This is a genomic window from Halomonas sp. 328 (genome assembly GCF_015645095.1).
GTDB lineage: Bacteria > Pseudomonadota > Gammaproteobacteria > Pseudomonadales > Halomonadaceae > Bisbaumannia.
Genome location: NZ_JADOTW010000044.1, coordinates 1 through 25,528, shown reverse-complemented (window position 1 = coordinate 25,528; position 25,528 = coordinate 1). Strand labels below are relative to the sequence as shown.

Below are 25,528 nucleotides of genomic sequence, written 5' to 3'. Positions count from 1 at the left end.
AGAAGAAAGCCGCGCTGGATGAGGCCTATCTGGCGGACATTCTCGCGGTGTAGGTTTTTTCATGCGTTTTCCCTGATGCAGCAGGCGTGTGAATTCTGGATATATAGCCTAATTTAGATTCATGCCTTTTATAATCAAACGGTTACTGAAGTACTGGTAGGCTGCATTTTCCAGACAAACGTGCTGGCGATGTTAATCGCAATCATAGAGTGCGCCACCTAATTTTCTGTATAAGGAGATTTTCGATGAGTGAACTACCCAAGCTGGGGCTATATATTTCAACCAAGAAAACTGAAGGGATGAGGTTTGTGGTGGAAAGTGCTTTCGGTGATGATCCTTCTGATTTTTATCTTGTTGAAGTGATTGATGAGGCTAGTCAAAACGACCCAGTGGCGATGGGTGATGAAATGGAGAAGGAACAGTGGGAGTCCTTGGTTAGTGAATATGGCTTGCAGTATCAGGGATGAAGCTCAGTGTGGACGTATAACAAGCCGAATCATTATTTTGGCTATGCCACCAGGAATCGCTTCTCTCGCCCGTGTGTGGGACGTTAGATACTATGTTGTACACAGATGACTTCATGTGGAACGTGATGGGTATAACGGCATTGCCGGAGGCTCTCTATCACTACACGTCTATAGAAACGCTCGCACTGATACTGGGGAATCGCAGTCTGCGTTTCACTAGGCTGGATGGCGTCAACGACCCGGAAGAGGCTACGGTGTCAGATCTCCCGGGAGCATCGACACTCGTTTTTGCATCATGTTGGACTGCGCAGGACAGAGAGTCCATAGCTATGTGGAGAATGTACACACCTGAGATGCAAGGCGTTCGTATCCGCCTGCCGAATAACCCGTTCCTAGGACGTCATGCCCCTACAGTGTGGGAGAAAGGTGGTGCGGGGCAACGAGTTGATGCAGAGATTGTCATCAACCGTGAGAACGATGGCCTAGGAATTACCACCTACTACGTCACCGGGCCAAACAAGATCTATTACACAGACGATCAATCGTATCGGAGCGGGCCCTGCCTGGCGGATGAAGGAGGTCGCTGGTCGGTACAACTGCATGACCTTGGGATGGTAAAGAACACCTATTGGGCCTTCGAAGAGGAATGGCGGTATAAAATTCTTGCAACCTTCTCGGAGGCTATCTTACATGAGCCAAATCCGCTGGCGCACCCAGCCTTGGATCTTATGCGATATCCAGTTATTGAGGATGCTTTATATGTGCCTCTAGCAGAGGGTAGTTTCACCGAGATGGAGGTTGTCCTTGGCCCTTGCATTACGCCAGGCCAGGAGCTGATCGTGCGGGCCCTTCTTGAAGCCTATGCTCCGGGTGCGACTCTTAGGCGGAGTGAAATTAATGTTAGACTTCGGAAGTGAGAATCTAACAAGCCGCTGCAGCCGACGGCCTCACCACGGCTGAGCTTCAGCGTTATGCGACATCAGGAATTAATATGACCGGACGAAAACTGCTCATTGAAGCTGAACAGCTAATACTCAAGACGCTAGATGAAACGTACCCCCTGGAGGTAACTTTAGATGACCGCGATATGGGATTTTACAGAAGAGATGACATTAGTGAGGAAGCAGACCGCTACAGGGTCGCACTGAGTGATGCGTTTTATTATCTTAAGGAAAAAGGGCTTGTTCATTATACATCGGCAGACCATCAAATTCCGCGGCATGGGCTAAAGCTAACTCCAGCAGGCGCATTAAGAGCTAAAAATCCTATAGAAGTGTTTAAGGATGACGGGGTTAAGGCTGCTATTGGCGCTGTGATAAATTCTTTAGCACGTGCTATCGAGAAAAAATTTGGTGCATAACAATACGCGGCAATGCGCACACTTCGTGTGCCGGACGCTCGCAAGCTCGCGCCGTTGCGCTTTGCGTTATACGGAAAGGAGCCAGTATGGCTAATGACGAAATGCTTGAGTTTGTTGAAAAAGAACGCAGGAAACGAAACGAATATAATGCAATGTTCATGGAGCTGGCTGAGCGAGAGAAGGAACTACAAGAACAGCTTGCGAAACAACAAGCTATCATTAGTCAGCAAGAAGCTCAGCTTAATGAAAGCCGAAATAGGCTGAAGAAAGAGCAAATAGCTCGTGAGAGAGAATTTCAAAAGGAGCTTGAAGAGCGAGAAAAGCTGTTTGATAAACGCCAAGAGAGTATATTTCAACGCCAAAAGCAAATGGAGGAGCACTATCAGCAAAGAATTCATGAAACAGAAGCATTGAGATATCGGCTTGAAAATGAGCTTTCTGAAAGGGAGGCCTATATTAAACGGGCTCAGGAAGAGCTCGAGCAAGAAAAGTTGAAGTATAGTGAAGAAAGTCGAAAGCAAATAGAGTCAAAATCACAAAATTACGTCAATACGGCACTTTCGGCGCTTGAAACTAGAGAAAATCGTTTTCATACGATATCCAAAATATGGTCATTGGCTGGTGCATTATCTATTTTTCTTGGCATTATATTTATGATTTACACTACGCTCTATAGTGCTGATTCCTACCATAGCAGTGCCGAAGCAACATGGCCATACTTCGTTTTTGTTACATTCAGAGGACTTATAGTGGTAACTCTTTTCGCTGCCTTGGCTAGATATGCGTTTGTATTTAGCAATTCGTATATGAACGAATCATTGAAGTGCAGTGAAAGGAGGCATGCAATAAATTTCGGAAAGTTCTACCTAGAAGCTTTTGGCGCAAATTCAAACTGGAGTCAGATTAAAGAAGCTTTCCAGCATTGGAATATCGGAAACAGAAGTATTTTTTCAGAAAAAAATGACAAAGCTCAAGAAAATAATTTCAAGAACTTAGGTTCAATTGACCCTGAAGCAAAATCTGATTAACTCGTATAACAAACCAATGCACGCGACAAGCGCGTGATTGCAGCGTTAGATTGCCTTGATGTCCAGATCACCTCAGCCATTTACGCCACTCCTCCTTCGCCTCGGACTGGGAGTCAATCCATCCCTCCAGGACGGCCCCTCCCCACGTGACTGGCCTTGCCTCAACGCCCTAACCCTGGTTTCGTGGCGCTCGGTTTCTGATGCGACTCTTGTCGGGGCCTCCGATGAGGGAGTGGCAAGTGGTACCTTAGTGCCCTTTCAGGGGCACAGGCATTGACCAGCAGCGGGGGGCGGCAATTCGCATGGCGACACTAATGATCCAGGGCACCACCTCGGATGCGGGCAAGAGCACGGTGGTGGCGGGGCTGTGCCGGGCGCTGGCCCGGCGCGGGGTGTCGGTGGCGCCCTTCAAGCCGCAGAACATGGCGCTCAACAGCGCGGTCACCGTGGATGGCGGCGAGATCGGCCGCTCCACGGCGCTGCAGGCATTGGCGGCGGGTGTCGAGCCCCATAGCGATATGAACCCGGTGCTGCTCAAGCCGGAGAGCGACCGCGGCGCCCAGGTGATCCTGCGCGGCCAGGTGCATGGCCATATGGATGCCCTGGACTATCACGCCTACAAGCGCGAGGCGAAGGTCTCGATGCTGGCGGCCTGGGAGGCGTTGTCGAGTCGTTATGACGTGATCATCGCCGAGGGGGCGGGGAGCCCGGCGGAGATCAACCTGCGCGCCAACGATATCGCCAATATGGGCTTCGCCGAGGCGGTGGACTGTCCGGTGCTTCTGGTGGGGGATATCGACCGGGGCGGGGTCTTCGCCCAACTGGTGGGGACCCTGGCGCTGCTCAGCGAGAGCGAGCGCTTACGCACCCGGGGCTTTATCATCAATCGCTTCCGCGGAGATATTGCGCTGCTCGAGCCGGGGCTCGACTGGCTGGAAAACCATACCGGCAAGCCGGTGCTGGGGACCCTGCCTTACCTGCAGGGCCTGCTGCTGGACGCCGAGGACAGCCTGGGCCTGTCGGGCCGCCAGGCCGGCGAGCCGGCGCTGCGTGTCGTGGTGCCGGCGCTGCCGCGGATCAGCAACCATAACGACTTCGATCCCCTGCGGTTGCATCCGCGGGTGGAGCTCACCTTCGTGGGGCCGGATCGCCCGATTCCGCCCGCCGACCTGATCATCCTGCCCGGCAGCAAGAGCACCCGCTCGGACCTCGCCTGGCTGCGCGCCCAGGGCTGGGAGGGCGCCATCCGCCGCCATCTGCGCTATGGCGGCAAGCTGCTGGGGATCTGCGGCGGCTTCCAGATGCTGGGGCGGGTCATCGAGGATCCCGAGGGCCGCGACGGCCCGCCCGGCAGCAGCGAGGGACTGGGGCTGCTCGACTTCACCACCCGCATGGGCGAGGCCAAGCAGCTACGCAACGTCAGTGGGCGCTTGCTTGCCTCGGGGGCGCCGCTGGCCGGCTATGAGATCCACCACGGCGTCAGCGAGGGGCCGGCGCTGGCCCGGCCGCTCTGCGAGCTCGATGGGCACCCCGATGGCGCGATCGGCGAGGATGGCCAGGTGCTGGGCACCTACCTGCATGGCCTCTTCGATCAGGCCGAGGCCTGCGCGGCCCTGCTGGCCCTCTGCGGGCTGGAGGGCGAGGGCGATTCCCTGGTCGATACCCCCGACTATGCGGCCCATCGTCAGCGTGATCTGGACCGGCTGGCGGATAGCCTGGAGGAGCATCTGGATATGGAAGCCATCGGAGCGCTGGTATCCCGCTAGGCTCTGTCCGAAAACTGACTGCGCTCGCCCATACGGCGTTAAAAATCGGCTTAAAGTACTCATTTACACCGCGTAAACTCCGTCTTTTCGCCGATTTTTGCCTTGTCTGGCCTTCGCTCGCCGACTTTTCAGACAGAGCCTAGACGACTGACTGAATCGCCGGACTGGAACTGCCGAACGCACAAGGCCCGCCAATTGGCGGGCTTTGTGTGTAGTAAGGGCTTACTGGAGAGCTGAACTAGAGCGAGAGGAAGAGCCCGGCCAGGGCGGCGTTTACCAGATAAGCCAAATTGGCCAGGGTGCCTGGCCCTGCCGTATCAAGGGCAGGGCCAGGACTGAACTAGAGCGAGAGGAAGAGCCCGGCCAGGGCGGCACTCATCAAATTGGCCAGGGTGCCGGCGGCCACCGCCTTGAGGCCCAGGCGGGCGATATCGCTGCGCCGGTTGGGGGCCATCAGCCCGAGGCCGCCCATCAGGATGGCGATGGAGCCCAGGTTGGCGAAGCCGCACAGGGCGAAGACCACGATCGCCTCGCTATGCGGGCTCAGCTCGCCCTCATGGGTGGCCAGGTCGGCGAAGGCGACGAACTCGTTGAGGATGATCTTCTCGCCGATAAAGCTGCCGGCCAGCACCGCCTCTTCCCAGGGGATGCCGATTAAAAAGGCGATGGGCGCGAACAGCCAGCCGAGGATCAGCTCCAGGGTCAGGTCGCCGTAGCCGACGAAGCCGCCCACCCAGCCCAGCAGGCTGTTGGCCAGGGCGATCAGGGCGATAAAGGCCAGCAGCATGCCGCCCACGTTGATGGCCAGCTGCACCCCGGAGGCGGCGCCATTGGCGGCGGCCTCGATCACGTTGGCGGGGCGCTCCTCCTTGGGCGTCTCCAGCACCTCGTCGATGCCCTGGGTCTGCGTCTGGGTCTCCGGCACCAGCATCTTGGCCATCAGCAGGCCCCCCGGGGCGGCCATAAAGGAGGCCGCCAGCAGGTACTCCAGGGGAATGCCCATGGCCGCATAGCCGCCCAGTACGCTACCGGCCACCGAGGCCAGGCCCCCGACCATCACCGCGAAGAGTTCCGAGCGGGTCATGCCGCCGATAAAGGGACGCACCGTCATGGGCGCCTCGGTCTGGCCGACGAAGATATTGGCCGACGCCGAGAGCGACTCGGTGCGCGAGGTGCCCAGGAGCTTCTGCAGGGCGCCGCCGATCAGGTTGATCAGCCAGCGCATGATGCCCAGGTGGTAGAGCACGGCGATCAGCGAGGAGAAGAAGACGATGATCGGCAGCACCCGCAGGGCGAAGACGAAGCCGCCGCCGCCGAACAGCTCGAACATCTCGTCGCTGACCAGGCCGGCGAACATGAAGTTCATGCCCGCCTGGGCGCTGTCGATCACCGCCTGGACGCCCTGGGTCAGGCCCAGCAGCAGGGTCTGGCCGAAGGGAATATAGAGCACGAAGAGCCCGAGCCCCGCCTGAATGGCCAGGGCGCCGAAGACGGTGCGTGGGCGGATGGCGCGGCGATTCTCGGAGAGCAGGAAGGCCAGTAAGAGGACGGTAAGCACACCGACCAGGCCCATCAGGGTTTGCATGGGAGGCTCCAGTTGACCAGGGAGAGCGGATGAAGGGCGCGTACCTTAGCGCAAAATCGTGGGACTTTGCAGCTGTTGATAGCGTATTCGCCTATTCTTCTCCGCGCCTCAACGCTGGATTAGCGGGGAGGGGCTCCCCGCCAATCCATCTGGTCTAATCGGCCGCCTGGGTATGCAGCAGGATCTCCACGCGGCGGTTGGCGGCGCGGCCTTCGGCGCTGTCGTTGTCGGCCAGGGGGCGGGTGTCCGCGTAGCCGATGGCGCGCAGGCGGGTGGCGTCGAGGCCCTGGCGCTCCAGGTCGCGCAGTACGGCGCTGGCCCGGGCGGTGGAGAGCTCCCAGTTGGAGGGGAAGCGCGCCGTGGCGATGGGCACGTTGTCCGAGTGGCCCTCCACCGAGAGGCGCCCGGGGAAGCGCTCCAGGGTCGGGATCAGCCCCGCGAGCAGCTCGCGGCCCGGCCCGGTCAGGGTTGCGTCGCCACTGGCGAAGAGCAGCTGGTCGTCGATGCGCAGGGTGATGCCCTGTTCGGTCTCGGCCACGCTGACCCCTTCGAGATCGAGCTGTGCCACCGGCTCGCGTCCTGCCTCTTCCCTGGGCAGCAGGCCGCTGCCGAGTGGGCCGGCGACCCGGTCGGCGGCCTGCAGGGCGGGAATCGTCAGGCGCGGGGTGCTGGGCTCGCTGGCCGCCTCCCCCGACTGCAAGTTGGTCATGGAGAGCAGCAGCACGAAGAGGGTGATCAGCAGCGTCAGCACGTCCAGGTAGCTCATCAGCCAGCTCTCGCCGTCGCCATCGCCCCCGCTGCGCAGGGGCAGCAGGGTCGCCGACTGGGTCGGTGGCGTGGGGGGCGGCGGGGGCGGGGCCTCGGGACGCCCCTTGAGGGAGCGGAGCTTAGCCATTCTGCGTTGCCTCGTCGGGATCGATGCGACCCTGGTCGCGGATCTCGTCGTGGTGATGGGCGATAAAGGAGTTCAGCGTCTCTTCGATAAAGGAGGGCAGGCGCCGCTTGCTGATCAGCGAGACCCCTTCCAGCACCATGTTCATGGCGATCAGGCGCTCCTCGGTGCGTCGCTCCAGCTTCACCGCGATGGGCTTGAACACCAGGTTGGCCAGCAGGATGCCGTAGAAGGTGGTGAGCAGGGCCACCGCCATGCGCGGGCCGATCACCTCCAACTGGCCCGCCTCCATCACCTCCAGCATGTTCACCAGCCCCACCAGGGTGCCGATCATGCCGAAGGCCGGGGCATAGGTGGCCATGGTGCGGAAGATCTGCGCCTCGGCCTGTTCCCGGGCGCGCAGCCGGGCGATGCGCCAGCGCAGCAGGTCGAGGATCTCCTCCTCCTTGGTATTGGCGATCACCAGCTGGATGCCGGTGCGCAGGAAGGGGTTGCGGGTCTTGTCGAGGGCCGCCTCCACGGCGCGCACGTCACCCTTGAACCACAGCCGGGCGATGGCCACCAGCTCCTGGATATCGTCGCGCATGTAGGTGTTCTCGCGACGGAAGACGATGCCCACCAGGCGTACCACCCGCACCACCTCCTTGAGGGGGTAGCTGATAAAGGTGGCGGCGAGGGTGCCGGTGATGACGATGGCCAGCCCCGGCAGGTTGATAAAGCTCAGCGGCGATTCGGCGGTAAAGAGCAACACGCTGGCCAGCAGGAGGCTGCTGACCAGGATGCCGATGATCGTCGAGGGGTTCATGAACACACTCCATTGCGCAGGGGTCGATAGTCGGACTATCGGCAAGGGAGCGGGGAAGTTGAGGCGCCAGACCTGATCTGGATCAAGTCGTGGCGAGGAAGCGCCGCGGGTCGTCGCTGATCACGCTATCCACCCCCCAGTCCCAGCAGGGGGCGAAGGCCCGCGGGTCGTTGGCGGTATAGCAGAGCAGTCGGTAGCCGGCGGCCTTGATCGCCCGGGCCCGCTCGGCCTTGAGGCGGGTCCAGTCGGCATGCAGGCTGAAGGCGGCGAAGCGCTCGGCCTCGGCCTGCCAGGTCTTGGGGATCTTCTCGAAGAGCACGCCCAGGCGCAGCCGCTCGGGGTCCGGCACCAGGGTGCGGGCGCTCTCCAGGGCGCGGGTGTCGAAGGAGGAGACGATCAGCCGCTCGGTGGGCAGGGCCTCCAGTAGGCGCGGGATCACCGCCTCGACCAGCGCCACCGGGTCGCGGCCGCGGCACACCTTGAGCTCCAGGTTGAGGCCCATGCGCCGGGTGGCCAGGAGTTCGAGCATCTCTTCCAGGGTGGCCATGCGCTCGTCGCGGAAGGCCTCGCCGAACCAGGCGCCCACGTCCAGGGCCTTGGCGGCGGCCAGGTCCAGCTTGTGCAGGCCGCCGCGGCCATTGGAGCAGCGCCGTACGCCGCGGTCGTGCCAGATCACCGGGGTGCCGTCCCCCAGCAGCTGCACGTCCAGCTCGACCCAGTCGATGCCATTGGCGTGGGCGGCGCGCACCGCACTGAGGGTGTTTTCCGGGGCATGGGCGGAGAGCCCGCGGTGGGCGATCAACTGGGGCAGGGCAGGGGACGTGGTCGCGGTCATGGGCTGCTAACCTCTGGGCAGGAGGACCGAAGTGGGCGCCGCTCAGTGTAGCGGTTTCGGCGACGCCTTCGCAGCTCACTTTAGCGAGCCCCGATGACGCTCCGATGACCGTCGCGGGGGTGGATATGCTAGGCTGCGCGCTTTGAATGCGGCCCGCAAGCGAGACAGTGATGAAAGTCGTACAACTCAACGAGAGTGCCCCCCGTGATGCCTGCCTGGCGCGACTCTGTGCCGAGGTCTACGGCCAGGCGGCGGGGCTGACCCCCCTGGTGCGCTTCGCCGCCACCCGCCGGGTGCTGTTCGCCCAGGAGGCGGCGCGGCTGCTGGCGGCGGTGGACGATACCGGGCGGCCCCAGGCCCTGGCGCTGTTGGTGCTGGACGCCGCCGGCCAGGGCATGACCCTGACCCTGAGCTGTGCCCTGGGCGATGCCGGCGACGCGGACCGGGACCAGCCGCGCCGCGCCCTGATCGCCGAGCTGGCCGCCAAGGCCCCGCTGCGGGTGGAGGCCGAGGATGCCGACGCCGAGGCCTGCTATCGCGACTGCGGCATCAGCCGCTGGTTTGCCGGGCGCGACGGGCAGCGCATTGGCCTGGGCGCGCGCCATCCGGCATCCACCCTGGCCGAGGCCGGGGCGCCCATCGCCGTGGACGAGAGCGAGGTGCTGCGCCGCTTCAAGCACGACGCCAAGGGCTTCGAGGAGGAGAAGGAGCGCTTCGTCCAGGGCCTGGCCAGTTTTCCCGAGCACCTGGGGTAAGCGTCGAGCCGCCTGCGGCGACTTGACCGCCGGACCATTCGGCGCTTGCATAGACCCACACCTTCGTTAGCCCATTAAGGATTGTCCCATGGCCAAGCGTATCCAGTTCTCCCGCACCGGCGGTCCCGAGGTCCTCGAACTCGTCGAGGTCTCCCCCGGCGAACCCGGCCCCGGTGAAGTGCGCGTCAAGAACGCCGCGGTGGGCCTCAACTTCATCGATATCTACTTCCGCACCGGCCTCTACCCGGCGCCGTCGCTGCCGTCTGGCCTGGGCACCGAGGGGGCCGGGGTGGTCGATGCCGTGGGTGAAGGCGTGACTCACCTGGCCGTCGGCGATCGCGTCGCCTATGCCCAGGGCCCCTTGGGCGCCTATGCCGAGCTGCATACCCTGCCCGCCGGCAAGGTGGTCAAGCTGCCCGAGGCGATCGATTTCGAGACCGCCGCCGGCTGCATGCTCAAGGGGCTGACGGTGCAGTACCTGATGCGCCAGACCCATGAGCTCAAGGGCGGCGAGACGATCCTCTGGCACGCCGCCGCCGGCGGTGTCGGCTCCATCGCCTGCCAGTGGGCCCGGGCCCTGGGCGTGAAGCTGATCGGTACCGTCAGTTCGCCGGAGAAGGCCGCCCTGGCCGAGAAGAACGGCGCCTGGGCGACCATCGACTACACCAAGGAGGACGTGGTCGAGCGGGTCCGCGAGCTGACCGGGGGCGCCATGTGCGACGTGGTCTACGACTCGGTGGGCAAGGACACCTGGGAGACCTCGCTCGACTGCCTCAAGCCGCGTTCGCTGATGGTCAGCTTCGGCAACGCCTCCGGCGCGGTGGAGGGGGTCAACCTGGGCATCCTCAACCAGAAGGGCTCGCTGTTCACCACCCGACCCAGCCTCAACGGCTATGCGGACACCCCGGAGCGGCTGCAGGCCATGGCCGATGAACTCTTCGCCATGCTGGAGAGCGGCAAGATCACCATCGATATCGCCCAGCGCTTCCCCCTGGCCGAGGCGGGCAAGGCCCAGGAGGCCCTGGCCAGCCGCCAGACCACCGGCTCGACCATTCTGCTGCCCTGATCCTCCCCGGCTGCGCCGGGAGCTGGAAGAGCGGCGCTTCGCGCCTGGAAGCCTGAAGCTGGAAGAAAAATCGCCCCCATGGCTTGCCATGGGGGCGATGTCATTTAGGGGGTTACTCGAGCTCGACGTAGGCGCCGAGGGCGCGCATCCGCGATTCGAAGGTGGTGACGTTATCCACCAGGGCTTCCGGGCCGTAGGCGACGCATTCGGCGAGGATCGCCTCGATCAGGGTGATGGCGGAGAGGATCGACGGGAAGAAGTGGGGCGTGGCGGTGGCGATATTGAAGGTCACCGCGGCGCCGGGCACCAGCGGCGAGCGCAGGGTGTCGGTGATCACGATGGCCTCGACGCCGTTGGCCTGGGTGATCTCCAGGGCACGCACCGTCTCGGCGCAGTAGGGGTCGAAGCCGATCGCCACCACCAGGTCGCCCTCGCCGAAGGGCGCCAGCTCCGTCAGCAGGCCCCCCTCCTGGCCGCGAATCAACTGGATATTGGGCATGGCGATGCGCCCCACATAGGCGAAGTGGTAGGCGCAGGCGAAGGTATCCCGGAAGCCCACCACCGCCACCTTGCCGGCCGCCAGCATGCGCTCGGCCGCCTCGCGCACCTTGGCCTGGGTGTCGGTGGTGAAGAGCCGGCCGATATTGTCGAAGGCGGTATCCCCCACATCGAGAAACACCTGGTCGTCGGTATTGGCCAGGGCCTTGAGGCTGGAGGCCCGCCCCGAGAGCTCGATGGGGCCGGACTGCACCGCCGACTGGAAGATCTCGCGGAACTGCTCGTAGCTGTCGAAGCCCAGCCGCTTGGCCAGCCGCATCAGCGTGGAAGGCGTCACCTCCGCCGCCGTGGCCGACTTGCGGATCGACTGGAAGGCGATCTCCATGGGTTGTTCCAGCACATAGTTGGCCGCCAGCTTGAGCTGGGGGCTGAGCTCGGCATAACAGGCGGCCAGGGCCTGATTGACCTCGTCCAGGGATGTCGGGGAGTGTTCTTGCATCCAATTACCTCGTCTGAGCGGTGACAGACCGCGCCGACGCCATGCTGGCGTAGCGAAGGGCGCCTGGCAAGCCGGCGCGCTTACCTGGCCCACCCACCCCCGCGCTGCTGAAGCAGGCTTGTATGTTTGAAGTAGACCCAGGGCAATAGTGAGAAGGCTTGGTTGGCCACTGGTGTTGTGGGAGTCCGGCTCCGCCGGACGATTGGGCGACGAAGTCGCCCTTGGCTGCCGCAGGATCGCCCTTCGGGCGATATCGCGCGGAATCCGCGCTCCCACTATGTATTCACGCCAAAGTGCGATGCCCCCGCTTTCCGTTATCAATGATACGTATGGTTCATTCCGTATTTTTATACGACACAAACGTATTGACTTGCCCGCGAGACTCCCCGTAGCATGCGCCGAAGAAACAGGTGTGTCGCTATTATTCGATGAATGACACTGATGTTTCATTGCCAATGGCTCACCGCCAGCGAGGCCGACCGATGATGGCGATCGGCGGCCTCGATGTTATCTCGCCATGCCCAGGCAGGCCCTGCCGAGGAGAGACGATGCAACGCCCCGAGACCCTGATCATCGAGCGCCAGGCGGCGGTGATGGTGATCCGCTTCAATCGCCCCCACCGCCTCAACGCCGTGGTGGAGCCGCTCTACCGGGAACTGCTGGCGGCCCTGGCCGAGGCCGAGCGGGACCCGCAGATCCGCGCGGTGGTGCTGAGCGGCGAGGGGCGCGCCTTCTGCGTGGGCGCCGATATGAAGGAGCATGGCGCGGCCGGCCGCACCCTGCACCAGCGCCGCGAATACCTGCAACTGGGCAACGATGTCTGCGAGGCGATCCTGCGCAGCCCGCTGCCGGTGGTCGCCGCGGTCAACGGCTATGCCCTGGGGGCCGGCGCCGAGATGGCGGTCGCCTGCGACTTCATCCTGATGAGCGAGGCGGCCCAGATCGGCTTCCCCGAGGTCGGCATCGGCACCTGCGTGGGCGGCGGCGTTTCCCAACTGCTGCCCCAGCTGGTGGGGCTGGGCCAGGCCCGGCGCCTGCTCTATACCGGGGTGCGTATCGATGGCGTCGAGGCGGCGCGCCTCGGCCTGGCCAGCCAGGCGGTGCCCGCCGAGGCGCTGATGGAGGAGGCTCTGGCTCTGGCCGAGACCCTGAGCCGCCAGGCGCCCATCTCCCTGGCCATGCTCAAGCGCCTGGTCAACCAGGGCAGCCACGAGAGCCTGGAGAGCCAGTTGCAGCAGGAGCTGGATGCGGTCTTCCGCTGCTCCACCACCGCCGACTGGCAGGAGGGCGTGGACGCCTTCGCCGAGAAACGCTCACCGAACTTCAAGGGGTGCTGAGATGAACCGCGCACGTCACCTGTCCAGCCGCAGCCCGCTGCACGACTTCCTCGCGCCCCGCTCGGTGGCCGTGGTGGGAGCCTCCCAGGACCCCACCAAGCGCGGCTACAAGGCCATGGTGGGCCTGGTCAAGCAGGGCTTCCGGGGCGCCATCTACCCCATCAACCCCAAGGTGGAGCAGGTCATGGGGGCCAAGGCCTACGCCTCGCTCGGCGAGCTGCCGGGGCCGGCGGACCTGGCGCTGATCTGTACCCCGGCGACCACGGTGCCGGGGCTGATTCGCGAGTGTGGCGCCGCGGGCGTCAAGGGCGCGGTGATCCTCGCCAGCGGCTTCGGCGAGACCGGTGAGGCCGGTGCCGCCCTGGAGGCGGAGCTGCTCGCCGCGGCCCGGGAGGCCGGGGTGCGGTTGATCGGCCCCAACACCTCCGGGGTCTTCAACCTGCACCAGCACCTCAACCTGCTGGCCCTGGACAACGTCAAGCCGGGGGGCGTGGGCATCGTCTCCCAGTCCGGCAATATGCTGCTCTCCCTGGCCCTGGAGGCCCAGCACAACGGCCGGGTCGGCTTCAGCACCTATGTGGGGCCGGGCAACCAGACCGATATCGGCTTCGCTGACTACCTGCGCTACCTGGGCGAGGACGCCCATACCCAGGTGGCCACCCTCTATGTGGAGGGCTTCCAGGACGGTCGCCACTTCCTCGAGGTGGCCCGGGAGGTCACCGCCGCCAAGCCGGTGGTGGTCTACAAGTCCGGTGCCACCGAGGCCGGCCAGCGGTCCGCCAGCTCCCACACCGGGGCGCTCGCCGGCAGCTACGCCATGACCGTCGACCTGCTGCGCCAGGCCGGGGTCAGCGTGGTGCAGTACTCCGACGAGATCCTGCCGGTGGCCGAGGGGCTGGAGCTGTTGCAGAAGGCCCGCGGCAAGCGGGTGGCGGTGCTCGCCGACGGCGGCGGCCAGGCGACCATTGCCGCCGACCGGTTGGCCGAGGCGGGGCTGACCCTGGCCACGCTCTCCGAGACCACCCGGGCGCGGCTGGCCGAGATCCTCTTCCCCCAGGCCTCCCTGGCCAACCCGGTGGACGTGGCCGGCAGCAGCGACGCCGACCCCCTGGTGCTGGCCCGCTGCATGGAGATCCTCGCCGAGGACGCGGGGGTCGATAGCGTCTTCCTGGTGGGGATGTTCGGTGGCTACAGCATTCGTTTCGCCGACTCGCTGCTGGGCGACGAGATGCGCGGCGCCGAGTCGATGATCGAGCTGGCCCGGCGCGTCGACAAGCCGCTGGTGGTCTACAGCCTCTATGCGCCGATCAAGCCGCCGGCGCTGCGCCGCCTCCACGAGGCGGGGCTGCCGGTCTACTACTCCATCGAGCATGCGGTGCGCGCCCTGGCGGCGCTGGGCGAGCGGGGTGCCTACCTGGCCGCCGATCACGCCCGCCCCGAGGCGGTGGCGCGCCTGCCGGAACCCGAGGCCGCCTTCGCGCGGGCCCGGGCCGAGGGCCGCGACCTGCTGGAGCCGGAGGCCAAGGCGCTGCTGGCCGCCCATGGCATCCGGGTGCCGGAGGAGCGCCTGGTGCGCGACGCCTTGGAACTGGCCGAAGTGGCCGCCCACTTCGGCACCACGCCCCTGGCGATGAAGGTGGTCTCCAAGGACATCCTCCACAAGTCCGATGCCGGCGGGGTGCGCCTCGACCTGGTGGGTGAGGCGGCGCTCCGCGAGGCCCATGACGCCATCCTCGCTTCCTGTCGCGCCTATGCCCCGGAGGCCGAGATCGAGGGGGTGCTGGTCACGCCCATGGAGGCCAAGGGGGTGGAGGTGATCATCGGCGTCAGCCGCGATCCGATCTTCGGGCCGGTGCTGATGTTCGGCCTGGGCGGCATCTTCGTGGAGATCCTCGAGGACGTGGCCTTCCGCGCCATCCCGCTCTCCCGCCATGACGCCCGCTCCATGGTGGCGCAGATCAAGGCCAAGAAGATCTTCGAGGGGGTGCGCGGCGGCGCGGCCATCGATCAGGCGGCCCTGGTCGAGCTGCTGCTGCGCATCTCGCAGCTGGTCGAGGCCTACCCGGAGATCCAGGAGCTCGACCTCAACCCGGTGATCGCCTATGCCTCGGGTTACGCCGTGGTGGATGCCCGGGTTATCGTCGGGGCAAGCCCCGACGCCGACGCGGGGGCACGCCCGTGACTGTCAAGGAGACCGAGATGACCCTGCCGACCCTGAGCGATGCCCGCCTGACCCTGGAGAACCGGGTCGCCACCCTGACCCTGGATCGCCACGACGTGCGCAATGCCCTCACCGGCACCGCCCTGATCGATGACCTCGTCGCCACCGCCGACTGGGTCAACGCCTGCGACGAGGTCTCGGTGCTGGTGATCACCGGGGCCGGCTCGGCCTTCTCCGCCGGCGGCAACGTCAAGGACATGGCGGAGCGGGGCGGCGACTTCGCCGGCAACGTGGCCGAGGTGGCGGAGCGCTACCGCCGCGGCATCCAGCGCATCCCCCTGGCGCTGGCCGCCGTGGAGGTGCCGATCCTCGCCGCGGTCAACGGGCCCGCCATCGGCGCCGGCTTCGACCTGGCCAATATGGCCGATATCCGCATCGCCTCCCGCAGGGCCAAGTTCGGCGAGACCTTCCTCAACCTGGGGATCATCCCCGGCGATGGCGGGGCCTGGCTGATGCAGCGGTTGATCGGCTACCAGCGCGCCTTCGAGCTGACCCTCTCCGGCCGGGTGATCGACGCCGAGGAAGCCAAGGAGTACGGCATCGTGCTGGAGGTGGTCGAGCCGGAGGCGTTGATGGACCGCGTCAATGAACTGGCCGCGCGTATCGCCGCCCAGCCCCCCAAGGCCACCCGCCTGACCAAGCGGCTGATGAAGCTGGCGCAGCGCACCGAGCTCAAGGACTTCCTCGACCTCTGCGCGGTCTTCCAGGGCATGTGCCATAACGAGCCGGAACACCTGGACGCGGTTAACGCCATGCTGGAGAAGCTGGCCAAGTAGCCCGCTTGCCGAAGTGAAACCTCGATGCAACGACGCCCGGCTCCGGCCGGGCGTTCTTGTTGGCCACGAAAAAGCCCCGGCAGTTAGCCGGGGCAAAGGTGTTGCGAGCGTAAGCCAGTCGGGCGAGATCAGAACTCGAAGCGGGCGGAGAGCCAGAGGCGGCGGCCCTCTTCGCTGTTGGCGTAGACATTGCCGTAGCTGTTGCCGCCGTCGTAGGCACGGTAGTCGACGAAGTCCTTGTCCAGCAGGTTGTAGACGGTGGCGCTCAGGGTCACGTTATCCGCCACCGCATAGCTACCGCCCAGGTGGAAGAGGCTGTAGGCCTTGAAGTCGCCCAGGTCGTCGTAGGAAGGCGCGCCGCGGACCCGCGAGCGGTTGCGGTAGCGCTCGCTGCGGTACTCGGCGGCGAGCCAGGTGCTCAGGCGCTCGGTGGCCTGCCAGCGCAGGGTGGCGTTGACGGCGTGCTCCGGGGTGTCGGTGAGCGGGTCACCGGCGTTCTCGCCACTCTTCTGCTCGCTGTCGGTATAGGTGTAGTTGGCGCTCAGGTGCCAGGCCGGGGCCAGTTGCAGGCGGGTGGAGAGCTCGACGCCCTGGGTCACCGCCTCGTCGATATTGACCTGCTGGGCATAGGTGCCATCGGGAATCGAGGGGTTGCCGCTGACCACGATATCCTCGCCGCTGGCGATCTTGTCGTCGAAGCGGTTGTGGAAGAGGGTGGCGCTGGCCATGAAGCCCTGCTGGTTATCGAAGTGGAGGCCCACTTCACTGCTGGTGCTGGTCTCCGGCTGCAGGTCGGGGTTGCCGATGGTCAGAATGGTGCCCTGGCCGACGACGCCATTGACGCCGTCATGCAGGTCGTTGAGGGAGGGGGTGCGGTAGCCGCGGCTCACCCCGCCCTTGAGGGTCCACTGGTCGCTGGCGTTCCACACCAGGTAGCCGCGGGGGCTGAACTGGCTGCCGAAGGCGTCGTGGTGGTCGTAGCGCCCGCCCAGGGTCAGTGCCAGGTCGTCGGTGAGCAGCCACTCGTCCTCGGCGAACAGTGACCAGGTGGTCTGTTCGAAGGTCTCGGTGGCCAGGCCGTCGCTTAGTTCGGCATCCCACCACTGGCCGCCCAGGGTGGTCATATGGTTGCCCAGGGGCATCACGAACTTGCTGTCGAGCACGGTATTGGTGGTCTCGAGCGTGCGGGGCGAGCCGATGGTCAGTTCCGGCAGGGCCGGCAGGGGCTGGCCGAAGTCACCGCCAGCATTGCTGCCAGGAATGGTGCGCCCGAGGGTCTCGGTGGTATTGCGCATCAGGCTCGATTCCAGGGTGCCGGCGGAAAAGCGCCCGGTATGGCCGATGGCGAGCTGCTCGCGCTCGAAACGCAGTTCGTCCGAGTAACCGCCGATGCGCCCCTGGGGGTCGTCCAGGGTGCCCAGTTGGCCCTCGTCGTTGTTATAACGCTGGCGATTGATCTCGCCGTCGAGCCAGAGGTCGTGAGCATCATTGGCGGCCAGGGTCAGGCGCGCGCCCAGGTTGTAGTTGCGCCCCTCCACCGGGCTGGGGCCACGCTGGCTGACCTCGATGGGCTCGCCATTGGCGTCCTGGTACGCCAGGCTCGAGGCTTCCCGGTCGTAGAGACGGCCGCGCAGCTGCAGGCCGAGGCGATCCTCGATCAGGGGGCCGCTGGCATAGAGGCTCAGGGCGCGGCTGTCGCCGAAGTCGTCGTCCTCGTTGAAGGTGTTCTCCACCTCCAGGGAGCCAGTCCACTCCCGGTCCACCCGCCGGGTGATGATATTGATCACCCCGCCCATGGCGTCGGAGCCGTAGAGGGTCGACATGGGCCCGCGGATCACCTCGATACGCTCGATGCTGGAGATCGGCGGGAAGAAGCTGGTGCTGGTCTCGCCGAAGCCGTTGGGGGTGACGCTGCCGGCGGCGTTCTGGCGGCGGCCGTCGATCAGGATCAGGGTGTAGTCGCTGGGCATGCCGCGGATGCCGATATTGCGGCCGCCGGTCTTGCCCACCTGGCCGCCCACATCGACCCCCTCCACGTTGCGCAGGGCATCCGCCAGGCTGGTGATACGCTGCTCCTGGAGCTCCTCCCGGGTGATCACCGAGATACTCGCCGGGGCGTCGCGCAGGGCCTGCTCGAAGCCGGCGGCGCTGACCACGATATTGTCGAGGCGCGCCGAGTCGTCGGCGAGGGCGGGCAGGCCGGCGGAAGCCAGGGCGATGGCGAGAGACAGTCGGGCATGGGGCGAGGGACGCATGGGGATCCTTGTGACTCCTTGAATGAGAGTAATTATCGAGTGCGCTGGAGATTCTAAGTCGTTAAGTTCCCGAAGCGCAGGGGAAATGACGGCAACGTGCCGTTGCGAAACCTGCAACGGCGTGGCCAGCGTTGGTCGGGGGGTTGGCGACGGGGAGTGGAAGGCTGCCATGCTATGGCTTTAACGACAGGGAGGTCCGGCCGTGTCCGATGCCATGCTGGTCTATGGGGTGCTGGGGCTGACCCTGGTGGGCTTCGTCTGGGGGCACTTTCGCTATGACCTGGTGGCGCTGATGGCGCTGCTGGGCTCGGTGCTGCTGGGGCTGGTGCCCGGCGAGGCGGCCTTCCTCGGCTTCGGCCATCCGGCGGTGATCACGGTGGCGGCGGTGCTGGTGCTGAGCAAGGGCTTCGAGCGCTCGGGGCTGGTGGATATCATCGCCGAGCAGGCGCTGCGGGTCGGCGAGCGCCTGCTGCTGCAGCTGGCGGCCCTGGTGGGCATCGTCATCGTACTGTCGGGCTTTATGAACAATGTCGGCGCCCTGGCGCTGATGCTGCCGGTGGCCATGCGCCTGGCCCGGGCCCATAACACCTCACCGTCACTCTTGCTGATGCCGTTGGCCTTCGGTTCCCTGTTGGGGGGCCTGACGACCCTGATCGGCACGCCCCCCAATATCATCGTCGCCAGCTACCGGGGGACGATCACCGGCGAGAGCTTCGGCATGTTTTCCTACACCCCGGTGGGGGCGGCGGTCGCCCTGGCGGGGTTCGTCTTTATCGTGGCGCTGGGCTGGCGCTTGACGCCCCGGCGCCAGGGCCAGGCCAGCGCCGATGAGCTTTTCGATACCGCCAACTACCTGGTGGAGCTGCGCCTGTCCGAGGAGGCCAAGGCCTGTGGCTGGACCCTCAGCGAGCTGCAACAGGAACTGGGCGAGACGGTGCCGGTGATCGGGGTGATTCGCGACGACAAGCGCCGCCCCGGCCACGCCTTCCTGGGCGCCCTGCGCGCCGGCGATGTGCTGCTGGTGGAGGCCGGCCCCGAGGAGATCAAGCTGCTGGAGGACAAGGCGGGGCTACGCCTGGGGGCCGACTCCGAGGAGGAGCAGGAGGAGGCGAGCGACGACGAGGCCGAGTCGCGAGACGCCGAGGACGACGAGGAGAAGGAGACGAAGCGCAAGCCCTCCACCGAGGGACTGCAACTGGTGGAGGCGGTGGTACGCAACGACTCCATGATGGTCAACCGTACCGTCATTCAACTGCGCCTGCATCACCAGCATGGCCTGCACCTGGTGGCGGTGGCCCGGGACGGGACCCGCCTCAAGACGCGCCTGCGGGAGATTCGCTTCCAGGCCGGCGATGTGCTGCTGCTGCAGGGCGACGAGGCGGGGCTGGCCGAGGCCCTGGGGACCCTGGGCTGCCTGCCCTTGGCCAGTCGCAACCTGACCCTGGGGCAGCCGCGGATGCTGCTGGTATCGCTGGCGATCTTCGCCCTGGCCATCGCCGCCATGCTGCTGGATCTGCTGCCTGCGGCGGTGGCGTTCTCGTCCGCGGCCCTGATCTCGCTGCTGGTGGGGGTCTTGCCGCTGCGCGACGCCTACCAGGCGGTGGATGGCCCGGTGATCGTGCTGCTCGGTGCCATGATTCCGGTGGGCCAGGCCCTGGAGAGCAGTGGTGGGGCGGCGCTGGTGGCCGAATCTCTGCTGATCTTCGGGGGCGACTGGCCGGTGGTCGTCACCCTGGTGGGCCTGTTCGTTATCACCATGATGCTCTCGGACGTGGTCAACAACGCCGCGGCGGCGGTGCTGATGGCGCCCATCGCGGCGAGCCTGGCCGAAGGCTTCGGCGCCTCGCTGGATCCCTTCCTGATGGTGGTGGCGGTGAGCGCCTCCTGTGCCTTCCTGACCCCCATCGGCCATCAGTCCAATACCCTGGTGATGGGCCCCGGCGGCTACCGCTTCGGCGACTACTGGCGGCTTGGCTTACCCCTGGAGTTGATTGTCCTGGCGGTGGCGATTCCGATGATCCTCTGGGTCTGGCCGCTGTGACGCCAGGTCTCGGGGAAAGGTGTTTCCTCAGCCCACCTTATTCACGAGGCCGACCTAAACAGAAGATGGCGAATGGTTTTCTCTTTTAGAAGCAATATGCTCCTTACAGAACACGATTCAAGAAGACCACTCGCCATGGGCGAAAGCCCATCCGCCTGGGCGTCCTCCTGCAACGGCTCTTCCCGTGTCGAGCTCACCGGCCACCGCACCACCAGCGACAACGGTGCGTTGCTGCGGCGTGAAGCTCTCGACAGCAGCGGCGTGGTCGAGGCGCTCCTCCCGGGCGTCGAGCCAGAGCGAGCTATGGCGGGCCGGCAAGCCCCGAGTGGGTTTTCGTAACCCCGATAACCTTCCTTAACCCCGCGGCAACAAATCACCGGGTCATTTCTTGCCCGCGGGCAAGAAATGACCCGATTTTCGGGCCACTTCTTGCCCGATCGGGATGTTTTTATTGTGCCGGTTTTTATAATGCATTGATTATCAATGGTTTTGTGGTTTCTGGCATGGCTCCTGCCCTATGGCTGGTGTCCTCAGGACATTTTTCTCATACCGTCAAGGAGCAGACTCATGCCGACACCTTGCTATATCAGCATCCACGGTCAGACCCAGGGCCATATCACCGCCGGCGCCTTCACCCCGGATTCCGTGGGCAACATCTACGTGGAAGGCCACGAAGACGAGATGCTGGTGCAGGAGTTCAAGCACATCGTCACCGTGCCCACCGACCCGCAGTCCGGCCAGCCTGCCGGCCAGCGCGCCCACAAGCCGTTCATCTTCACCGTGGCGCTGAACAAGGCCGTGCCGCTGATGTACAACGCCCTGGCCTCCGGCGAGATGCTGCCGACCGTCGAGTTGAAGTGGTACCGCACCTCCGTGGAGGGCCGTCAGGAGCACTTCTTCACCACCTCCCTGACCGACGCCACCATCGTCGACATCAACCTGCGCATGCCGCATGCCCAGGACTCGACCCAGTCCGAGTTCACCCAGCTGATGGACGTCTCCCTGGCCTATCGCAAGATCGACTGGGAGCACACCGTGGCCGGCACCTCCGGGTCCGACGACTGGCGCGCGCCGCTGGAGGCGTAAGCCCCAGGATGGCCGCCCGCGGGCGGCCATCGTCGCGAGCCGACTGACGCCAGGGCGGGGTGACGCGCCCTGGCGTCAGCCGGTCGGCGTTTCACGGCGCCCTTGCCTCGCCGCGTCGAGGCGTTAAGCTCTGTCACTCGACTTCCAAGGAGGGAAGACGCCGAATGGCCCACGCAAGCGGACTGCACTTTACCCTGAGCCTCGCCGGCGCCGCCGACCTCGACCTGGCGGTGCTCGACTTCACCCTCGACGAGGCCCTTTCTACGCCCTTCCGCCTGACGCTGCAGGTCGCCAGCCGCGACGGCGAGCTGAGTGCCGAGGCCTTCCTCGACCGCGAGGCCAGCCTCACCGTCTGGCAGGACGGCGAGCCGCTGCGCCGCGTCCACGGCCTGGTCAGCGAGTTCGCCCGTGGCGATCGCGGCCACCGCCGCACCTTCTATCACCTCGAGGTTCGCCCGGCGCTGTGGCGCCTCGGCCTGCGCCACAACTCGCGGATCTTCCAGGGCGTCTCGCCGCTGACCATCATCAACACCCTCTGCGAGGAGCGCGGCCTGACGGACGTTGCCTTCGCCGTGACCCGCGAGCCCGCCGAGCGCGAGTACTGCGTGCAGTACCGCGAGAGCGACCTGGCCTTTATCCAGCGCCTGGCCGCCGAGGAGGGGCTGTGCTTCTTCCACGAGTTCTTCGAGAGAGGCGAGAATGCCGAGGGCGGGCACCGCCTGGTGTTCGCCGACGACCCCCAGGTGCTGGGCGGCCTGGGGCCGCGGACCTACCATGGCCGCGCCGGCGGCACCCCGCCACAGCGCCATCTGCGCAAGCTCAAGCAGGTCGCCCGGGTGGCCCCGGCCAGCGCCGTGCTCAAGGACTACTCCTTTAAGCAGCCGGCTTATTCACAGCTTCACGAGCACGCCGCCGATGGGCTCGATGCGCATGCGCAACGGGACGACTACGAGCACTACGACTACCCGGGCCGCTACAAGGCGGACGCCTCCGGCACGGCCTTTACCCGCATCCGCCTCGAGGCCCTGCGCCGCCAGGCGCTGACCGCCGAGGCCGAGAGCGACCTGCCGGAGCTGGCCCCCGGCACCCGCTTCACCCTCGAGGGCCACGACCTCGAGGAGACGAACCGCGACTGGCAGGTGCTGGCGGCGGTTCACACCGGCAGCCAGCCCCAGGCCCTGGAGGAGGAGGCCGCCCAGGCCGACGGCCTGACCACCCTCGCCAATACCCTGGTGCTGGCCCCCGCCGACCGCGCCTGGCGTCCCGAACCGCCGCTGCGGCCCCGGGTCGACGGCCCCCAGGTGGCCTTCGTGGTCGGCCCCGAGGGCGAGGAGATCCACTGCGACGAGCACGGCCGGGTCAAGGTGCAGTTCCCCTGGGACCGCTACGCGGAGCCCAACGAGACGGCGAGCGCTTGGCTGCGGGTCAGCCAGGGCTGGGCCGGCGGCGGCTACGGCAGCCTGGCCATCCCGCGCATCGGCCACGAGGTGGTGGTGTCATTCCTCGAGGGCGACCCGGACCAGCCGATCATCACCGGGCGCACCTACCACGCGGTCAACACCCCGCCCTACGCGCTGCCCGAGCACAAGACCCGCACCGTGCTGCGCACCCAGAGCCACCAGGGCGAGGGCTTCAACGAGCTGCGTTTCGAGGACCAGGCCGACCAGGAGCAGATCTGGCTGCACGCCCAGAAGGACCTGGAGCTGCTGACCCATAACGACCGCACCGAGGAGATTGGCAACGATAGCTTCCTGTCGATCCACCGGGACCGTATCGCCGAGGTGGATAGCGACGACCACCTCACCGTCCATGGAAACCGCCATGCCCAGGTGGACGGCGACGACCACCTGATCGTCGGCGCCAGCCGCCACGAGAAGACCGCCCGTGCTCAGCTCATCGAAGCGGGGCAGGAGGTCCACCACAAGGCAGGCAGCAAGACCGTCATCGATGCCGGCGCCGAGATTACCCTCCAGGCCGGCGGCAGCTTTATCAAGCTCGATCCCAGCGGTATCACCATCGTCGGCGCCCAGGTCAAGATCAACTCCGGCGGCAGCCCCGGGCGGGGCAGCGGTCAGGCCGTGGTGCTGCCGCGCCTGCCCGGCGAGGCCACCCCGGAGACCAGCGAGGACGTGACCCTCGAACCGCACCAGACGCCGCTGCTGCAAAGCGAGATCGTCGCCGCCACACCGCTGGCCCTGGACGCTGTGGATATCGCTGACGGCCTGGCCGACCGCTGCAGCGCCTGCGAGCCCGCTGTGGGCAGCCCGGTCAACCCGCTACTCGGCGCCAAGCTGCTGCCCGCCGAGACCGACTTCGCTCTACCGGCGCCGCGGCCCTTCGTGTTCAGCCGCGGTTACCTCTCCTGCAACGCGCGCATCGGCGTGCTGGGTCAGGGCTGGTCGCTGCCCGGCGACAGCCTGTCGCTGACCCTAGGCGAGACCGCCTGCGTGGTCCACGATGCCCAGGGCCGGCGGATCACCTTCGGCCCCCTGGCCGCGGGGCAGGGGCGCCATTCGCCCACCGAGCAGCTGTGGATTCGCCGTGGCGGCGGGCCGGGCGAGGCGGAGGAAGACGTTCGTTGGCAGGCCCTGTCCGAGGAGATCCTGGCCGATGCCCAGATCATCGCCCTCTTCGATGGCACCCATTACTACCTGTTCAGCCCCTCAGCGCCGGATGCCGATCGCTGGCGGCTGACTCAGGAGCTGGACCGTAATGGCTACGCCACCACCTATGCCTGGGAGGCCGGTCTGCTGGTCCGGGTCGAGGACAGTGCCGGGCGCCATTACCGCTTCGACTATGAAGCGCTGCTGCCCGAAAGCGACGCGGACCGCGGCCAGCGCCTGATGGGCGTCAAGCTGATCCAGGAGCACGACGGCAGCGCCCAGGACGACTGGCTGGTGCGCTACTCCTATAGCCCCGCCGGCGACCTGATCGCCGTGCGCCACCGCCATGGCGAGATGGTTCGCGAGTTCGAGTGGCAGGCGCATATGCTCGTCGCCCACCGCGTGCCCGGCGGCCTCGAGGCCCACTACACCTGGGATCGCCACGCCCCCGATGGCCGGGTGATCGGCCAGCAGGAGGCCGGCGGCCTGGCGCGCACCTACGCCTACCATCCCGATCACACCTGCGTCACCGATAGCCTCGGCCGCGAGGAGCGCTACCACTTCGTCGGCGCCGGCCCCGGCCAGCGCTGGACGGCGCATACCCGCGCCGACGGCTCACGCATCGAGTTCCGCTACGACCGCGCCGGACGCCAGATCGCCACCCTCGACCCACTGGGCCGCGAGACCGCGATGGCGCGGGATGACCAGGGCCAGATCATCGCCCAGACCGCCCCGGACGGCAGCCGCTGGACCATCGAGCGCGACGCCCTGGGGCAGCCCATTCGTATCGAAGGCCCCGAAGGCCTGCACTGGCAGATCGAGCGCAACCCCCTTGGTCACCCGGTTGAAATTACCGGCCCCGAGGGCACCACCACCCTGGCCTACGAGGACGAACGCCTACCCGACCGCCCCACCGCCGTCACCGATGCGCAGGGCGCCACCCGGCGCCTCGAATGGAACGCCCTGGGCCAACTCAGCGCCGAGACCGACTGCTCCGAGCGGCGCACCACCTACGCCCATGACGCCCGCGGCCATCTGGCCAGCGTCAGCAACGCCCTGGGTGAGACCACCCGCACCCCCCATGACGTCATGGGCCGGCGCCAGTCCACCCAGTTGCCCGACGGCAGCCACTGGCACCACTACCACGACGCCCAGGGGCGCCCGGTGGAACAGGAGGGCCCCCAGGGCTACCGTCAGCAGCTGTTCTATGACGACTACGGCCGCCCCGCCCAGCGGATCGATGCCGACGGCAGCCACACCACCCTGGCCTATGATGAGGCCGGGCGCCTCGGCGAGCTGACCCTGGGCAACGGGGCCAGCTATCGCTTCGCCTATGACGTGATGGACCGCCTGATCAGTGAGACCGGCCCCGACGGCCGCGAACAGCGCTACGCCTACGACGCCGCCGGTCAGCTGATCGAACGCACGGAAGTCAACCGCCCGGGCCCCGATGGCCAGCCGCTGGTCACCCATTTTGAGTACGACGCCAATGGGCGGCTCACCGCCCGCCATCTGCCCGAGACCGACGCCGCCCTGGCCACGACGGAGCGCTACCACTGGCGCGCCGATGGCCAACTGGCCGGCGCCGAGAATGCCCATGGCGAGGTCACGTTCGTCTTCGACGAGGCGGGGCGTCCAAGCGGCGAACAGCAG

19 protein-coding genes and 2 pseudogenes are annotated in these 25,528 nt (G+C 65.7%); 15 read left to right on the top strand and 6 right to left on the bottom strand.

Going from position 1 to position 25,528, the window contains the following annotated elements; all coding sequences use genetic code 11:
- The first annotated feature begins 245 nt into the window (after positions 1 to 245).
- The 5 genes from IHD13_RS16910 to IHD13_RS16890 all read left to right on the top strand — a co-directional run bounded on the left by IHD13_RS16910 (position 246) and on the right by IHD13_RS16890 (position 4,621).
- Entirely contained in the window at positions 246 to 467 is a 222-nt protein-coding gene (locus tag IHD13_RS16910; RefSeq protein ID WP_195862214.1) for a hypothetical protein, read from the top strand.
- 92 nt (positions 468 to 559) lie between these two features.
- Positions 560 to 1,384 carry a DUF2971 domain-containing protein gene (locus IHD13_RS16905; protein WP_195862213.1) on the top strand — a complete coding sequence of 275 codons (825 nt, stop codon included), beginning with the start codon at positions 560 to 562 and terminating at the stop codon, positions 1,382 to 1,384.
- 74 nt (positions 1,385 to 1,458) lie between these two features.
- Positions 1,459 to 1,827 carry a hypothetical protein gene (locus IHD13_RS16900; protein ID WP_195862212.1) on the top strand — a complete coding sequence of 123 codons (369 nt, stop codon included), beginning with the start codon at positions 1,459 to 1,461 and terminating at the stop codon, positions 1,825 to 1,827.
- An 86-nt stretch (positions 1,828 to 1,913) separates the two neighbouring features.
- Positions 1,914 to 2,855 carry a hypothetical protein gene (locus IHD13_RS16895; protein ID WP_195862211.1) on the top strand — a complete coding sequence of 314 codons (942 nt, stop codon included), beginning with the start codon at positions 1,914 to 1,916 and terminating at the stop codon, positions 2,853 to 2,855.
- A 302-nt stretch (positions 2,856 to 3,157) separates the two neighbouring features.
- Positions 3,158 to 4,621, top strand: coding sequence for a cobyric acid synthase (locus tag IHD13_RS16890; RefSeq protein WP_195862210.1), 1,464 nt, complete (start codon positions 3,158 to 3,160; stop codon positions 4,619 to 4,621).
- Positions 4,622 to 4,961: 340 nt separating this feature from the next.
- On the opposite strand, the gene IHD13_RS16885 is transcribed toward IHD13_RS16890, so the two are convergent.
- From IHD13_RS16885 to IHD13_RS16870, 4 genes are all read right to left on the bottom strand, one after another.
- Entirely contained in the window at positions 4,962 to 6,206 is a 1,245-nt protein-coding gene (locus IHD13_RS16885) for a NupC/NupG family nucleoside CNT transporter (protein ID WP_195862209.1), read from the bottom strand.
- Positions 6,207 to 6,360: 154 nt separating this feature from the next.
- Positions 6,361 to 7,101 (bottom strand): OmpA/MotB family protein, encoded by a 741-nt coding sequence (locus IHD13_RS16880; protein ID WP_195862208.1) that lies wholly within the window; start codon positions 7,099 to 7,101, stop codon positions 6,361 to 6,363.
- Positions 7,094 to 7,903, bottom strand: a complete 810-nt coding sequence (locus tag IHD13_RS16875; protein WP_195862207.1) for a motility protein A — start codon at positions 7,901 to 7,903, stop codon at positions 7,094 to 7,096. Before IHD13_RS16875 ends, IHD13_RS16880 begins: the two co-directional genes overlap by 8 nt.
- A gap of 82 nt (positions 7,904 to 7,985) precedes the next feature.
- Positions 7,986 to 8,738, bottom strand: coding sequence for a glycerophosphodiester phosphodiesterase family protein (locus IHD13_RS16870; RefSeq protein WP_195862206.1), 753 nt, complete (start codon positions 8,736 to 8,738; stop codon positions 7,986 to 7,988).
- A gap of 170 nt (positions 8,739 to 8,908) precedes the next feature.
- Here IHD13_RS16870 and IHD13_RS16865 point away from each other — a divergent pair, with 170 nt between their 5' ends.
- Both IHD13_RS16865 and IHD13_RS16860 read left to right on the top strand, forming a co-directional pair.
- Positions 8,909 to 9,493: a hypothetical protein gene (locus tag IHD13_RS16865; protein ID WP_195862205.1), complete on the top strand. Its 585-nt coding sequence runs from the start codon at positions 8,909 to 8,911 to the stop codon at positions 9,491 to 9,493.
- An 88-nt stretch (positions 9,494 to 9,581) separates the two neighbouring features.
- On the top strand, positions 9,582 to 10,559 hold the full coding sequence (locus IHD13_RS16860; protein ID WP_195862204.1) for an NADPH:quinone reductase: 978 nt from the start codon (positions 9,582 to 9,584) through the stop codon (positions 10,557 to 10,559).
- 112 nt (positions 10,560 to 10,671) lie between these two features.
- Here the strand turns inward: IHD13_RS16860 and IHD13_RS16855 are convergent, their stop codons facing one another.
- Positions 10,672 to 11,556 (bottom strand): MurR/RpiR family transcriptional regulator, encoded by an 885-nt coding sequence (locus IHD13_RS16855; protein WP_195862203.1) that lies wholly within the window; start codon positions 11,554 to 11,556, stop codon positions 10,672 to 10,674.
- A gap of 548 nt (positions 11,557 to 12,104) precedes the next feature.
- Here IHD13_RS16855 and IHD13_RS16850 point away from each other — a divergent pair.
- Genes IHD13_RS16850 through IHD13_RS16840 form a run of 3 tightly spaced genes read left to right on the top strand, consistent with a single transcriptional unit; the run spans position 12,105 to position 15,890 of the window.
- Positions 12,105 to 12,893, top strand: a complete 789-nt coding sequence (locus IHD13_RS16850; protein ID WP_195862202.1) for an enoyl-CoA hydratase/isomerase family protein — start codon at positions 12,105 to 12,107, stop codon at positions 12,891 to 12,893.
- A 1-nt stretch (position 12,894) separates the two neighbouring features.
- Entirely contained in the window at positions 12,895 to 15,075 is a 2,181-nt protein-coding gene (locus IHD13_RS16845) for an acetate--CoA ligase family protein (protein ID WP_195862201.1), read from the top strand.
- Positions 15,076 to 15,092: 17 nt separating this feature from the next.
- Positions 15,093 to 15,890: an enoyl-CoA hydratase-related protein gene (locus IHD13_RS16840; RefSeq protein WP_195862200.1), complete on the top strand. Its 798-nt coding sequence runs from the start codon at positions 15,093 to 15,095 to the stop codon at positions 15,888 to 15,890.
- Positions 15,891 to 16,018: 128 nt separating this feature from the next.
- Here the strand turns inward: IHD13_RS16840 and IHD13_RS16835 are convergent, their stop codons facing one another.
- Positions 16,019 to 18,145 (bottom strand): TonB-dependent receptor domain-containing protein, encoded by a 2,127-nt coding sequence (locus tag IHD13_RS16835; protein WP_195862199.1) that lies wholly within the window; start codon positions 18,143 to 18,145, stop codon positions 16,019 to 16,021.
- Positions 18,146 to 18,359: 214 nt separating this feature from the next.
- On the opposite strand from IHD13_RS16835, the gene IHD13_RS16830 reads away from it, so the two are divergent.
- The 5 genes and pseudogenes from IHD13_RS16830 to IHD13_RS18305 form a co-directional block, all read left to right on the top strand.
- Complete coding sequence (locus IHD13_RS16830; protein WP_195862215.1) at positions 18,360 to 20,186, top strand: SLC13 family permease; 1,827 nt, start codon at positions 18,360 to 18,362, stop codon at positions 20,184 to 20,186.
- Positions 20,187 to 20,282: 96 nt separating this feature from the next.
- Positions 20,283 to 20,462: pseudogene (locus tag IHD13_RS16825) on the top strand (hypothetical protein); the annotation flags it as partial.
- A 291-nt stretch (positions 20,463 to 20,753) separates the two neighbouring features.
- Entirely contained in the window at positions 20,754 to 21,272 is a 519-nt protein-coding gene (locus IHD13_RS16820) for an Hcp family type VI secretion system effector (protein WP_195861676.1), read from the top strand.
- Positions 21,273 to 21,436: 164 nt separating this feature from the next.
- Positions 21,437 to 23,431, top strand: a pseudogene (locus tag IHD13_RS18310) (type VI secretion system Vgr family protein); the annotation flags it as partial.
- Positions 23,432 to 23,476: 45 nt separating this feature from the next.
- Positions 23,477 to 25,528 (top strand): DUF6531 domain-containing protein (locus IHD13_RS18305; RefSeq protein ID WP_442786575.1); only part of this gene is annotated, 2,052 nt, incomplete at its 3' end.

Coding starts and splice junctions, on each gene's coding strand:
- IHD13_RS16895 (WP_195862211.1), top strand. CDS start 1,914: ATGGCTAATGACGAAATGCTTGAGTTTGTTGAAAAAGAACGCAGGAAA.
- IHD13_RS16835 (WP_195862199.1), bottom strand. CDS start 18,145: ATGCGTCCCTCGCCCCATGCCCGACTGTCTCTCGCCATCGCCCTGGCT.
- IHD13_RS16875 (WP_195862207.1), bottom strand. CDS start 7,903: ATGAACCCCTCGACGATCATCGGCATCCTGGTCAGCAGCCTCCTGCTG.
- IHD13_RS16845 (WP_195862201.1), top strand. CDS start 12,895: ATGAACCGCGCACGTCACCTGTCCAGCCGCAGCCCGCTGCACGACTTC.
- IHD13_RS16870 (WP_195862206.1), bottom strand. CDS start 8,738: ATGACCGCGACCACGTCCCCTGCCCTGCCCCAGTTGATCGCCCACCGC.
- IHD13_RS16900 (WP_195862212.1), top strand. CDS start 1,459: ATGACCGGACGAAAACTGCTCATTGAAGCTGAACAGCTAATACTCAAG.
- IHD13_RS16850 (WP_195862202.1), top strand. CDS start 12,105: ATGCAACGCCCCGAGACCCTGATCATCGAGCGCCAGGCGGCGGTGATG.
- IHD13_RS16830 (WP_195862215.1), top strand. CDS start 18,360: ATGCTGGTCTATGGGGTGCTGGGGCTGACCCTGGTGGGCTTCGTCTGG.
- IHD13_RS16840 (WP_195862200.1), top strand. CDS start 15,093: ATGACCCTGCCGACCCTGAGCGATGCCCGCCTGACCCTGGAGAACCGG.
- IHD13_RS16910 (WP_195862214.1), top strand. CDS start 246: ATGAGTGAACTACCCAAGCTGGGGCTATATATTTCAACCAAGAAAACT.
- IHD13_RS16905 (WP_195862213.1), top strand. CDS start 560: ATGTTGTACACAGATGACTTCATGTGGAACGTGATGGGTATAACGGCA.
- IHD13_RS16855 (WP_195862203.1), bottom strand. CDS start 11,556: ATGCAAGAACACTCCCCGACATCCCTGGACGAGGTCAATCAGGCCCTG.
- IHD13_RS16885 (WP_195862209.1), bottom strand. CDS start 6,206: ATGCAAACCCTGATGGGCCTGGTCGGTGTGCTTACCGTCCTCTTACTG.
- IHD13_RS16865 (WP_195862205.1), top strand. CDS start 8,909: ATGAAAGTCGTACAACTCAACGAGAGTGCCCCCCGTGATGCCTGCCTG.
- IHD13_RS16890 (WP_195862210.1), top strand. CDS start 3,158: ATGGCGACACTAATGATCCAGGGCACCACCTCGGATGCGGGCAAGAGC.
- IHD13_RS16860 (WP_195862204.1), top strand. CDS start 9,582: ATGGCCAAGCGTATCCAGTTCTCCCGCACCGGCGGTCCCGAGGTCCTC.
- IHD13_RS16820 (WP_195861676.1), top strand. CDS start 20,754: ATGCCGACACCTTGCTATATCAGCATCCACGGTCAGACCCAGGGCCAT.
- IHD13_RS16880 (WP_195862208.1), bottom strand. CDS start 7,101: ATGGCTAAGCTCCGCTCCCTCAAGGGGCGTCCCGAGGCCCCGCCCCCG.